At 52.2% G+C, this 12,812-nt stretch carries 12 protein-coding genes; 7 read left to right on the forward strand and 5 right to left on the reverse strand.

Annotated features, from left to right (window positions below):
* Nucleotides 1-502 precede the first annotated feature (502 nt).
* Complete coding sequence (locus tag ACMYSN_RS06355; protein WP_123756208.1) at nt 503-916, reverse strand: CoA-binding protein; 414 nt, start codon at nt 914-916, stop codon at nt 503-505.
* Nucleotides 917-1,070: 154 nt separating this feature from the next.
* Here ACMYSN_RS06355 and mgsA point away from each other — a divergent pair, with 154 nt between their 5' ends.
* Nucleotides 1,071-1,529, forward strand: a complete 459-nt coding sequence (gene mgsA, locus ACMYSN_RS06360) for a methylglyoxal synthase (protein WP_123756253.1) — start codon at nt 1,071-1,073, stop codon at nt 1,527-1,529.
* 29 nt (nt 1,530-1,558) lie between these two features.
* On the opposite strand, the gene helD is transcribed toward mgsA, so the two are convergent.
* Nucleotides 1,559-3,613, reverse strand: a complete 2,055-nt coding sequence (helD, locus tag ACMYSN_RS06365; protein ID WP_462498212.1) for a DNA helicase IV — start codon at nt 3,611-3,613, stop codon at nt 1,559-1,561.
* Between the two features lie 247 nt (nt 3,614-3,860).
* Here helD and ACMYSN_RS06370 point away from each other — a divergent pair, with 247 nt between their 5' ends.
* Together ACMYSN_RS06370 and yccS are read left to right on the forward strand one after the other, a co-directional pair.
* On the forward strand, nt 3,861-4,307 hold the full coding sequence (locus ACMYSN_RS06370; RefSeq protein WP_123756207.1) for a YccF domain-containing protein: 447 nt from the start codon (nt 3,861-3,863) through the stop codon (nt 4,305-4,307).
* A gap of 17 nt (nt 4,308-4,324) precedes the next feature.
* The gene (gene yccS / locus ACMYSN_RS06375; RefSeq protein ID WP_462497435.1) at nt 4,325-6,460 is read left to right on the forward strand and encodes a YccS family putative transporter; all 2,136 of its coding nucleotides are present in this window, start codon (nt 4,325-4,327) and stop codon (nt 6,458-6,460) included.
* On the opposite strand, the gene ACMYSN_RS06380 is transcribed toward yccS, so the two are convergent.
* Entirely contained in the window at nt 6,448-7,071 is a 624-nt protein-coding gene (locus ACMYSN_RS06380; RefSeq protein WP_462497436.1) for a TfoX/Sxy family DNA transformation protein, read from the reverse strand. The two genes, yccS and ACMYSN_RS06380, sit on opposite strands and share 13 nt — an antisense overlap.
* 326 nt (nt 7,072-7,397) lie before the next feature.
* Here ACMYSN_RS06380 and sulA point away from each other — a divergent pair, with 326 nt between their 5' ends.
* Nucleotides 7,398-7,907: an SOS-induced cell division inhibitor SulA gene (gene sulA / locus ACMYSN_RS06385; RefSeq protein ID WP_462497437.1), complete on the forward strand. Its 510-nt coding sequence runs from the start codon at nt 7,398-7,400 to the stop codon at nt 7,905-7,907.
* Nucleotides 7,908-8,259: 352 nt separating this feature from the next.
* Complete coding sequence (gene ompA / locus ACMYSN_RS06390) at nt 8,260-9,330, forward strand: porin OmpA (protein WP_123756251.1); 1,071 nt, start codon at nt 8,260-8,262, stop codon at nt 9,328-9,330.
* Between the two features lie 109 nt (nt 9,331-9,439).
* Here ompA and matP read toward each other — a convergent pair whose 3' ends face one another.
* Complete coding sequence (matP, locus tag ACMYSN_RS06395) at nt 9,440-9,892, reverse strand: macrodomain Ter protein MatP (RefSeq protein WP_123756203.1); 453 nt, start codon at nt 9,890-9,892, stop codon at nt 9,440-9,442.
* A 184-nt stretch (nt 9,893-10,076) separates the two neighbouring features.
* On the opposite strand from matP, the gene ACMYSN_RS06400 reads away from it, so the two are divergent.
* Both ACMYSN_RS06400 and fabA read left to right on the forward strand, forming a co-directional pair.
* Nucleotides 10,077-11,834 (forward strand): Lon protease family protein, encoded by a 1,758-nt coding sequence (locus tag ACMYSN_RS06400; RefSeq protein WP_462497438.1) that lies wholly within the window; start codon nt 10,077-10,079, stop codon nt 11,832-11,834.
* A gap of 69 nt (nt 11,835-11,903) precedes the next feature.
* Nucleotides 11,904-12,422: a bifunctional 3-hydroxydecanoyl-ACP dehydratase/trans-2-decenoyl-ACP isomerase gene (gene fabA / locus ACMYSN_RS06405; RefSeq protein ID WP_123756201.1), complete on the forward strand. Its 519-nt coding sequence runs from the start codon at nt 11,904-11,906 to the stop codon at nt 12,420-12,422.
* Nucleotides 12,423-12,488: 66 nt separating this feature from the next.
* On the opposite strand, the gene rmf is transcribed toward fabA, so the two are convergent.
* Complete coding sequence (rmf, locus tag ACMYSN_RS06410) at nt 12,489-12,656, reverse strand: ribosome modulation factor (protein ID WP_004871568.1); 168 nt, start codon at nt 12,654-12,656, stop codon at nt 12,489-12,491.
* Between the last annotated feature and the right edge of the window lie 156 nt (nt 12,657-12,812).

The following is a 12,812-nucleotide window of genomic DNA, read 5'->3' on the forward strand; positions in this document are numbered from 1 at the left end:
ATAAAAATGTTACATTTTGATATGTTTATTATTTTAACAAAAACATTCCAAGGTAATAAATCAAGTCAAAATCTAAAAATCATGAATCATTAGATTTTCATATTACAATTATGATAATTTTCATTAAAATTATAATATCCGTGATATTCATCATAAAAATCACATCAAAAAACACATATTTTATTTTATTATTTAAAAAATTCTTTAATGCCAGTATTACGCACTATATGTGTGGATATAAAATGTTAAATATATTCATTGGCGATTTTTTTTGCTGCTATACAAAAAATGGTAGGTATTCTATTACAGGCATATATCCACACCAGGCACATGGGTAAAAACATTGTTTACCCTCGCCTGTTGATTTATCTATAGGAAAAAATGAGGAAACATTTCACCAGACATGAAATGCGAAATGCGATGGGAGAGACAATAAAACAGCTCTTAGTCAATAAAACTTCAAACTGAGTAAGAGCTGTATGGCAGGATGCGACTCTTTTATTTACCTCGACAGACCCAGGCGCGGTATTTCAATCGCCGGGCAGCGATCCATCACCACGTTTAGTCCCGCCTCACGCGCCAGCACGGCAGCCTGCTCGTTAATGACGCCCAGCTGTAACCACAGGGTTTTGGCGCCAATAGCGATGGCCTCTTGCGCGACGCCCAAGGCAGCATCGGAGTTACGGAATACATCAACCATATCCACCTTCTCCGGCACGTCGCCGAGCGTGGCATAGCCTTGCTGTCCCAGCAGCGTGGTGCCCGCGACTTTAGGTGAAACAGGGATCACGTGATACCCCTGCTCCAGAAGGTATTTCATCACCCTATAGCTGGGCCGGTCGGGTTTGTTACTCGCTCCCACCAGCGCAATCGTCTGTGTTGAGTTCAGAATGGCTGCGATATCGTTCTCTTTCATTTTATCCTCCCGCTATTTAGCCCAAGTGTAAGCTAATCCAGGCGAACGGGCCATCCATCCTAACTTACGGATGCGTCAAAATTTTTCACCCAGACGCTTGCAGCAGCAGTCACTTCCAGTAATCTGTCTGCAGGTCAAAATGTGGAATAAAATTATGGAACTGACGACACGTACGTTACCGGCACGCAAACATATCGCGCTGGTTGCTCACGATCACTGTAAAGATATGCTGATGAAATGGGTTACGCGCCACCAGCCACTGCTGGCCCAGCACGAACTCTATGCAACCGGCACCACCGGTAACCTTATTTCCCGGGCGACCGGGCTTGAGGTGAACGCGATGCTGAGCGGCCCGATGGGCGGCGATCAGCAGGTTGGTGCGCTGATCTCGGAAGGGAAAATCGATGTGCTGATTTTCTTCTGGGACCCGCTCAACGCGGTACCGCACGATCCAGACGTGAAAGCGCTGCTGCGCCTGGCGACGGTCTGGAACATCCCCGTCGCTACCAATGCGTCAACGGCCGACTTTATTATTCTGTCACCGACCTTCAATGAGCCGCTCGATATCCTGATCCCGGATTATCAACGTTACCTCGCCGAACGTCTTAAGTAAGTCCGGCTGGCGGCGAGTCCGCCAGCTTCTTACGGTTTTCTCGCCACCGGCACATCAAGCGCTTCTAACATTTCGACGAAAGGCGAAGGCTGAGCTTTGTTGAACAGCAGCCAGACGCGCAGCCGCGCGCGCGTCATCGCGACATACAGCAGACGTCGTTCTTCAGCATCGGGGAAATCCTCCGGCTGCGGCAACAACGCCTGTTCCATGATCGATTCGCGGGCTGGCGCCGGGAACGCATCGTCGCCCTCCTGAAGTCCCAGAATAATTACGTAATCCGCCTGCTGGCCTTTGCTGGCATGAATAGTCATGAAATCAAGCTGCAGATGCGGCCAGCGCGTGGCAGCTTTTTCCAATGCCTCTGGCTTCAGGTGATGATAACGGGCCAATAATAGGATCCGCTGTTCCGGCTTCGCATAGCCGCTGAGCTTATCCAGCAGATCGTCAAGCTTGTCGTCTGCCAGCAGGGTCACCGCCTTTTTGTCTCCGGCAGTCAGGCTGTTCAACGGTTTGCTCATCTGGTGCGGGTTTTGTTGGATAAAGCCGTTCGCCACCTCGCCAATGCGACCATTAAATCGGTAGGTGGTATCCAGCGCGCAGCAATCCCCCTCACCAAAATAGTGGTTGAAGGCCGTTGTCAGAGAAAGCTGCGCTCCGCTAAAGCGGTAAATGGCCTGCCAGTCGTCGCCAACGGCAAACAGTGTAGTCTGGGCATTCTGACGGCGTAAAGCCGCAAGCAGCGCGGCACGCTGGGGCGAGATATCCTGAAACTCATCCACCAGGATATGCTTCCACGGACTGACAAACCGACCTTTATCCAGAATATTCACCGCCTGGTGTATCAGCCCGGAAAAGTCGACCGCATTTTCCTCTTTCAGCGCCGTTTTCCACGCTTTCAGCAGCGGAGCCATCAGCTTAACGCGCTTGCCGAACAGATCGCGCACCGCTTCCGGTGCGCCGGCGATCATCTCGGCTTGCGAACCTCCGTGCATGCGCATCAAACTGACCCAGCGATCGAGGCGGCTGGCCATCCGCCGCTGTATTTTCTTGTCCTGCCAGAATTCGCCGTCCGGCACCTGCCAGTCCATCTCTTCTTCCAGCCACTGGCGCCAACCTTTTGCCTGTGCTTTTTTCTCCTGGCACTGCAGACGCCAGTTTTTCAGCAACAGGGCCTGACGCGCGGAGCTATCGCTCTCCAGCTTGCTGATGGCGGGCACTTTTTTGCTGCCTTGCTGAATAATATGCAGCGCCAGCGAGTGAAAGGTGCGTGCCGTAATATCGTCAGAGCTCAACCGCTCGCGGATGCGCTCGTCCATCTCCTGGGCGGCCTGGCGACCAAACGCCAGCAGCAGGATCTGGTCGGGAGCGGCTTCGCCTCGCGTCAGCAACCAACCGGCGCGGGCAACCAGGACCGACGTTTTTCCGCTTCCGGCACCGGCCAGTACCAACAGCGAGCGCTCGCCGTTTACCACCGCTCTCGCCTGCGCCGGGTTAAGCGGTGAGGATTCTATCCCGGCAAAAAAGCCGCTGTACTGTTCCAGCATCGCCCGAGTAAACGCCTGGTTATGGGCAAGGCGCGCGGTTTCGGTATCAGCCAGCCAGCCCTGGCACTCCTGCCACAGCTCACGACAGTTCTCAAAAGCATCAAGGCGGCTGGTCGGCATCGGCAGCCCGGCGAGCGCCCGACGAATTTTCCCCTGTACTTCAGTGACCTGTTGACGGGTCAGCCATTTGCCTTCTGCGCTGGCGCGACCCGCATCCACCAGCAGCTGGCGGAGAACATCGGCGGAAATGTTGCTCATTTCCGTACTCCACTGCAGCCAGAGCGTATTCAGATGATGAAAGAAACGTTGCGTCTCATTCCATTCGGTACCGTGCAAACGCACCACTTTGCTGTCCGGCAGAACAAACTCCAGCTCGCCCCACACCAGGCCTCGCTTGCAATGAACCGACAATAACTGATTGAAAGGTATGATATATTCATGGTTATCACCAGATACCTTTACTCCGGCGTTGAGCAGTTGCACCCTGTCGTAAGGATGCTGTGCCATGCGCTTGCCTAATGTTGTCGCTTTAAGTTCCATATAATGCCGAATATCAATCAGGTTGGATGTTTTCAAGTTTAACCGCCTGCGACCAGGTGCTCCAGCGTAAAAAACGTTACAATGGTCGGGTCTTATACCCGGCATACTGCAAGTTGCAGCACAGCGGCAGGTGGGCGAACCCCGATGAGCGTACTCAGGTCAGTCGTTCCGGTGAGCGAACATCGCCAGCGTACAGGCAACCTGAAGTATGACGGAGATATTATCTCCAGAACTGAACTGAGGGTTTATGCGTACCATTCTGAATATTCTGAACTTTATCCTTGGTGGTTTCGCAACCACCTTGGGCTGGCTGCTGGCAACACTGGTCAGCATCATTCTGATCTTCACGCTGCCGTTAACCCGTTCCTGCTGGGAAATTACCCGACTGTCGCTTCTGCCTTATGGCAATGAAGCGATTCATGTTGATGAACTGGAACCGCAAAGAAAAAGTGCGCTGCTCAACACCGGCGGTACGCTTTTAAATATTCTGTGGTTTATCTTCTTTGGCTGGTGGCTTTGCCTGATGCATATCTTTAGCGGCATCGCACAATGTGTGACCATCATCGGGATCCCGGTTGGTATCGCCAATTTTAAAATCGCCGCCATTGCACTGTGGCCGGTAGGACGCAGAGTAGTTTCCGTCGAAACTGCCCGCGCTGCGCGTGAAGCCAATGCGCGCCGTCGCTTTCAGTAACCGGACGGAAGAAAACCATGCTTAGCCCCTTGCTACGTCGTTATACATGGAACAGCACCTGGCTATATAACGCCAGGATTTTTATCGCACTTTGCGGCACAACCGCCGTTCCGTGGTGGCTTGGCGAAGTTAAACTCACCATTCCTCTGACACTGGGTGTGGTTGCAGCAGCCCTGACTGACCTCGACGACCGCTTGACCGGCCGACTACGCAACCTGGCCATCACGCTGGTGTGCTTTTTTATTGCATCTGCGTCGGTAGAACTGCTTTTTCCGTGGCCGTGGCTGTTTGCGCTCGGCTTAACGGTCTCGACGACAGGATTTATTCTGCTCGGCGGCCTGGGGCAGCGTTACGCCACCATCGCATTTGGCGCGTTGCTGATTGCCATCTATACCATGCTGGGGACCACGCTCTACGACCGCTGGTACCTGCAGCCGCTGTTTTTGTTGACCGGTGCAGTCTGGTACAACGTGCTGACGCTCGCCGGACATATTATTTTCCCGATTCGTCCTCTCCAGGACAATCTGGCACGTAGCTATGAGCAACTGGCGCGCTATCTGGAACTCAAATCTCGCCTGTTTGACCCGGATATCGAAGATGAAAGTCAGGCTCCGTTATACGATTTAGCCATTGCGAATGGCCAACTGGTCACCACCCTTAATCAGACCAAAGCCTCGCTGCTGACTCGTCTACGGGGCGACCGTGGCCAACGCGGCACTCGCCGGACGTTGCAGTATTACTTCGTGGCCCAGGATATTCACGAACGTGCCAGCTCCTCCCATATTCAGTATCAAACGCTGCGCGACCATTTCCGCTATAGCGATGTGATGTTCCGCTTTCAGCGAATGCTGTCGATGCAGGCACAGGCGTGTCAGAAATTATCCCGCGCTATTTTGTTACGTGAGCCCTATCAGCACGATGCCCATTTCGAACGGGCCTTTATGCATCTTGATTCCGCCCTCGATCGCGTACGTGCCAGTGGCGCCCCGGCCGAGCAAATCAAGGCCCTGGGCTTTCTGCTTAATAATTTACGGGCGATCGACGCCCAACTGGCGACCATTGAGTCAGCACAAACCATCGCACCTTCCAACAGCAATACCGAAAGTTTGCTGCTGGACGACAGGCTAAGCGGCTTCAGCGATATCTGGCTGCGTCTGCGTCGTAATATGTCGCCTGAATCCGCGTTGTTCCGCCACGCGGTGCGAATGTCGCTGGTGCTCTGTGCAGGCTATGCGTTTATTCAGTTTACCGGACTGAATCACGGCTACTGGATACTTCTGACCAGCCTGTTTGTCTGTCAGCCAAACTATAATGCCACGCGACACCGGCTCGCCCTGCGGATTATCGGCACCCTGATTGGCGTCGCCATCGGACTGCCCTTATTACTGCTGGTGCCCTCCGTGGAAGGACAACTGCTGTTGATTGTCCTGACTGGTGTACTGTTCTTCGCTTTTCGCAATGTGCAGTATGCCCACGCAACGATGTTTATCACCCTGCTGGTCCTGCTCTGTTTTAATCTGTTGGGCGAAGGATTCGAAGTCGCGTTACCGCGTATCTTCGATACGTTGATGGGCTGTGCTATCGCCTGGGCGGCAGTGAGCTTTATCTGGCCTGACTGGAAGTTCCGTAATCTGCCACGCGTGCTGGCTCAGGCGATCAACGCCAACTGCCGCTACCTGGATGCCATTCTTGAGCAGTATCACCAAGGACGCGACAATCGTCTGGCATATCGTGTCGCGCGCCGCGATGCCCATAGCCGGGATGGCGAACTTGCCTCAGTGGTATCGAACCTGTCCACAGAGCCAAAGGCTGACGCCGCACTGCGCGAAACCGCATTCCGTCTGCTGTGCCTGAACCATACATTCACCAGCTATATTTCCGCACTGGGCGCACACCGGGAGAAACTTACTACACCGGATATTCTGGCGCTGCTTGATGATGCCGTCTGTTACGTTGATGATGCGCTGCACCACAGGCCTTCCGACGAACATCGGGTGCAGCAAGCGCTCAATAGTTTGCAGACTCGGATCCAGCATCTCGACCCCCAACCTGACAGTAAAGAACCGCTGGTGCTCCAGCAAATTGGCCTGCTACTGGCGCTGTTACCGGAAATATGCCGCTTACAAAAACAGGTTGCGGTTCAACCGGAGTAGCCTTCGATATCACGGTGCTGACCACCAGCCCATTCTGCAAGCTCCCGCCGACGTTGCGTCGGGAGCGCTGCAGCATGCACACCGACAATCGCGCCCTCTAATGCATAAAGAAAATTCAGCGAGAGCGCTTTATTTGACTCTCGCAATTTTGACCAGACGTCCTGAGCCCCCAAATTCCGCAACGTCTGCTCATCGGTTACGCCGACATGAATTAACATTAACTCCATATGGAAACTTATATTTGGCAGGTCTTTCAACCGTCCTGTTGCGCGCAGCTGTTTTTTTTCATTTCGCGCGGTTTGCAATGAAAACACGGATAGTTTGAGCAACATTTTACTGTCACGCCAAAGCGCTTCATCAATTTGATAATATTTCAATAAAACCGGGCGACCGTTTTTTCGCATAATCAAAAGAGGGGCAGCCTTTACAACATGATAGCCCGCGCTTTGCTCACAGAGTTTGAGGTAGACTTCACCCTCTGTTGCCATGGCAAAAACAGTATTTTCTATCGCCAGACTATAACCACCAAAAAGCGGCCGGCAATGTATTTTCCCGAGTGATGATAAACATTCCTGAAATTGATGGAACCGTTGATGTGTGATTTTCTTCATGATTATTCCTTTGTTAATCATGTGAACGGAATTTATTTTTAACGGAACCGTTAATACTGAAAATAAGTGACTTCGTTTATTGCAGCAAGATGATTTTTAGATTCTTGCCAATTAACGTATCGTTTTGCGAGGGGCTTTCAGAAAATTATCGCCAAAAATAGAATATACCATGAAGGATCTCCCGTTCCCTGAGTCCTGCATCGCCCGGTAAGATCGCGTCAGGACACATGTACGATTTTCAACCACAAAAATGATAAATGAGGTTGATCTTTTCCCCAGGTAGATATACTGTACATTCATACAGTAACTCACAGGCGGGATAGACTATGTTCACTTCAGCTTACGCAAACCGTTCATCACTGACTTCTGCTTCCGTACGTCGCCATTCGCAAGACGTCACCGAACAACCAGCCAGCGGGCTGATTAGTGAAATTGTCTACCGCGAAGATCAGCCTATGATGACGCAGCTACTCCTGCTACCTTTATTACAGCAGTTGGGGCAACAGTCTCGTTGGCAGCTCTGGCTAACACCGAAACAGAAACTGAGCCGCGAATGGGTGCAGTCTGCTGGTTTACCGTTAACCAAGGTAATGCAGATCAGCCAACTGTCGCCGTGCAACACCGTAGAATCGATGATCCGCGCGCTCCGTACCGGCAATTACAGTGTCGTTATTGGCTGGTTGTCAGATGAACTTACTGCAGACGAACACGACCGTCTGGTCATCGCAGCAGAGGAAGGTCATGCCATGGGCTTCATCATGCGCCCTGTTGGAAATATGAACCAGGGTGGCAGACAACTCAGCGGCCTAAAAATTCACTCTAATTTGTATCATTAAGCTAAATTAGGATGAATCCTAGAATTTTTTTTGATCACACCAATTCCATATTTTTAACAGGGCCATTTTTGCCGAAATGCCTGTCTGATGCGGTTTCGCAGCTTTTTTTGCCGAACGAAAATCAACCATATTTGTTAAATATTGTGTATACAACCCTTTTTTTTCATATGCCTGACGGAGTTCACACTTGTAAGTTTCGAACTAAGTTGTAGACTTTACATCGCCAGGGGTGATCGGCTTACGCTGCATGTATCAGCATAGTTAACAACAAGTCACGCCCCGGGTGAAGGATTTAACCGTGAGGTCTTTTGTACCTTCATGGCGAATTTTGGATGATAATGAGGCGCAAAAAATGAAAAAGACAGCTATCGCGATTGCAGTGGCACTGGCTGGCTTCGCTACCGTAGCGCAGGCCGCACCGAAAGATAACACCTGGTATGCAGGTGGTAAACTGGGTTGGTCCCAGTTTCACGATACCGGTTTCTACGGTAACGGTTTCCAGGGCAACAATGGTCCTACCCATAACAGCCAGCTTGGTGCTGGTGCGTTCGGTGGTTACCAGGTTAACCCGTACCTCGGTTTTGAAATGGGTTATGACTGGCTGGGTCGCGTTGCATACAAAGGCAGCGTAGACAACGGCGCATTCAAAGCTCAGGGCGTTCAGCTGACCGCTAAACTGGGTTACCCGATCACTGACGATCTGGATATCTATACCCGTCTGGGTGGTATGGTTTGGCGTGCAGACGCTGATGGCAACTACGGTTCTACCGGCGTTTCCCGCAGCGAACACGACACTGGCGTATCCCCGGTATTTGCTGGTGGTTTAGAGTGGGCTGTTACTCGTGACATCGCTACTCGTCTGGAATACCAGTGGGTTAACAACATCGGTGATGCAGGTACCGTTGGCGCGCGTCCGGATAACGGCATGCTGAGCCTGGGTGTTTCCTACCGTTTCGGTCAGGACGATGTAGCTCCAGTTGTAGCTCCGGCTCCGGCTCCGGCTCCAGAAGTTACTACCAAGCACTTCACCCTGAAGTCTGACGTACTGTTCAACTTCAACAAATCTACCCTGAAACCGGAAGGTCAGCAGGCTCTGGATCAGCTGTACACCCAGCTGAGCAACATGGATCCGAAAGACGGTTCTGCAGTGGTTCTGGGCTATACCGACCGTATCGGTTCTGACGCTTACAACCAGCAGCTGTCCGAGAAACGTGCTCAGTCTGTTGTTGATTACCTGGTTTCTAAAGGTATCCCGGCTGGCAAAATCTCCGCACGTGGCATGGGTGAATCCAACCCGGTTACCGGCAATACCTGTGACAACGTGAAAGCTCGCGCTGCACTGATCGACTGCCTGGGCCCAGATCGTCGCGTAGAGATCGAAGTTAAAGGTTACAAAGACGTAGTATCTCAGCCGCAGGCTTAAGATTACTACCTATAAAAAACCCCGCTGATGCGGGGTTTTTTTTACGCTAAATTCAGATACCGAAGTAAACGGCCACTCGCCACGACACGAGCTCCCCCTACCCTTAACATCACTCTTTACCGAGCAATACCTGCAAATCGTGCTTCAGGCTGGACATTTTGCTGGCATATTTCTCTTTATGCTCCGCGTCCTCGATCAACTGCACGATGGTTTCTGACAATGTTTTGCCACGTCGATGCGCCAACCCAGCCAGACGCTGCCAGACGATAAACTCCAGGTCGATCGACTTTTTGCGCGTATGCTGATGCTCTGCGTTAAAGTGACGCTTGCGACGCGCCCGGATAGTCTGCTTCATGCGGTTGGTTAATTCCGGATTCATATGCTGCTCAATCCAAGTATGCACCAGAACCGGTTCATTTTCGAGCGTCAGTAAGACATCGACCGCGGCTTTTGCTGCGCTGGCTTCAATATGGCGGGTAATCAGCTCACCTTCCCGGTGCTTCTTTACCAGATAATTCCATTTCCAGCCGCTTTCAAGATTTTCCAGTTGTTGATATTTCATTGCGATCTCAATGTGACCGTGTAACTCATTTCAGGATATCAGTTTTTTCCCGATGTGCTGAGAATAAATCATCATTCGTGATGCAGGTAACCCGCTTATCATCACTGCACATGTAATCCTCCGTGTGCTCGGACGCAGCATAAGGTATAATCGCGCGCTTTACATCTGACTAAAAACAGCGACTTTGACCATTACGAAACTGACCCGAAAAGACCTTGCTCCTGATACGGAAAGTTATCAGGCGCTGTTTGCACAAGCTGATTTAGCCCATGCTGAGGAATCCCTCGCAGGCGAGCTGCAGCCCCGTTTATTCTATGGTCTGGAACAACTTCTTGTGACCCCGACCATCTCGCCATTCATGCTGGTTAAAGCCCCTGAAGAAGCGGAATACCTGCAATGGCTGGCGACAGAAACCCGCACGCTGTTTGAACCGACGGACCCGCTGTACGGCGTTCGCTACCAGGTCAACGGCGGAAACGTCACCCTGACACCGGCAACGCACGCTGACGATAATTTTGCCAGCACCGCCCCGGTTGAAACTGCCGATTGGGTCGAAGCAGAACAGCTCTTTGGCTGCGTACGGCAATTTAACGGCGAAATCTCGCTGCAACCGGGCCTTGTGCATCGCACAAATGGTGGCGTCTTAATTATTTCTCTGCGTGCATTACTGGCACAGCCACTGCTGTGGATGCGCCTGAAAAGCATGATTATTCGCCAGCGCTTTGACTGGCTGTCCATTGACGAGTCCCGTCCTCTGCCGGTCAGCATTCCCTCGATGCCGCTCAACCTGAAGGTCATTCTGGTCGGCGAGCGTGAGTCACTGGCGGATTTCCAGGAGATGGAACCCGAGCTCTCTGCGCAGGCGATTTACAGCGAGTACGAAGACAATCTGCAGATTGCTGATGAAGACACCCTGAAGCAATGGTGTCAGTGGGTCTGGAAAAATGCGCAGCAGCTCGAGCTGCCTGGCCTGGCGGCGGACGCCTGGCACCTGCTGATTCAGGAAGCGGCCCGCTATACCGGTGACCAGGAGATGCTGCCACTGTGTCCGCAATGGATCGCTCGTCAGCTGCGTGAGGCCGCCGCCTTCTGCGAAGGTGAACAGATCACCGCCGAAGAGATGCAAACCATGCTGGCTCGCCGTGAGTGGCGTGAAGGCTATCTTGCCGAGCGTATCCAGGATGAAATCCTGCAGGAACAGATCCTGATTGAAACCGAAGGCGAATGCATTGGTCAGATCAACGCCCTGTCGGTCATCGAATTCCCGGGTCATCCTCGCGCATTTGGTGAGCCATCGCGCATTAGCTGCGTCGTACACATCGGTGACGGTGAGTTTATCGACGTGGAGCGCAAGGCGGAGCTGGGCGGTAACATTCACGCCAAAGGCATGATGATCATGCAGGCGTTTCTGATGTCCGAGCTGGAGCTCGAACAGCAGCTGCCTTTCAGCGCCTCACTGACCTTCGAGCAATCCTACAGTGAAGTGGACGGCGACAGTGCCTCGATGGCCGAGCTGTGCGCCTTAATCAGCGCGCTGGCAGGAGTCCCCATCAATCAAAGCATCGCCATCACCGGTTCCGTAGACCAGTTTGGTCGCGTACAGCCGGTTGGCGGGCTCAATGAAAAAGTCGAAGGCTTCTTTTCCATTTGCCAGCAGCGCGAGCTGACCGGCAAACAGGGCGTGATCATTCCTGCAGCGAACGTCCGCCATCTGAGCCTGTCCGCAGAGCTCCAGCAGGCCGTCGCCGATGAGCAGTTTTTCATCTGGGCAGTCGAAGATGTCACTGAAGCGATACCCATTTTGACCCAGTTGCTATGGGATGGCGAAGGGCAAACGTTACGGCAAACCATTCAGGAACGGATTGCACAGGCGACGCAGCAAGAGAGTCGCCACCGTTTTCCGTGGCCGCTACGCTGGTTAGGCGGTTCAGGTTCGAACTGATCGGACTTGTTCAGCGTACACGTGTTAGCTATCCTGCGTCCCGAACTCAAAATAAGGCTTACTGAAAACATGGTAGATAAACGCGAATCCTATACAAAAGAAGATCTTCTTGCCTCTGGCCGTGGTGAACTGTTTGGCGCGAAAGGCCCGCAGTTACCAGCGCCAAATATGCTGATGATGGACCGCGTCATCAAAATGACCGAAACCGGTGGTAACTACGATAAAGGTTTTGTTGAGGCAGAACTCGATATCAACCCGGACCTGTGGTTCTTCGGTTGCCACTTTATTGGCGATCCGGTGATGCCTGGCTGTCTCGGTCTGGATGCCATGTGGCAGCTGGTTGGTTTTTATCTGGGCTGGCTCGGCGGCGAAGGCAAAGGCCGTGCGCTGGGCGTAGGCGAAGTCAAATTCACCGGCCAGGTTCTGCCAACGGCGAAGAAAGTGACCTACCGTATTCACTTCAAACGTGTTGTTAACCGTCGTCTGATCATGGGCCTGGCGGATGGCGAAGTGCTGGTTGATGGTCGTCTGATCTACACCGCGAACGATCTGAAAGTGGGCCTGTTCCAGGACACGTCTGCGTTCTGATAAGCAGAGATAAGTATAAAAGGCGAAGCCCCCGCTCGGCGGAGGCTTCTTTTTTTAAAGAGACAGTCAGGCAGTTTGTACCCTGTCCTCCATGGCTTCTCGCCAGCCTCCTAGCCAGTAGGACCTTTGGTTCAAGGTCTGGTAGGGACACATTTCTTTCGATCTACCGGTGATGCCGGCCTGATATCCACGTTGATGTGCCCGTTCCAGGCGATCTCGTTTTTGTCTCTTCATGCCTCGTTTCCCTCATTATTTGATCTGGTGGAAAAGAAAACAGTGGTCACTAAATATGCAACCACGGTTAACGAATACCGCGAATCAGAGGTAACGTCAATGCGCAAAATTCACGCCATTGTCATAATTGTGAGCTATATGAAAGTTCATTTGTAC

Source organism: Klebsiella sp. R445, assembly GCF_051131755.1.
Classification (GTDB): domain Bacteria; phylum Pseudomonadota; class Gammaproteobacteria; order Enterobacterales; family Enterobacteriaceae; genus Klebsiella; species Klebsiella lignicola.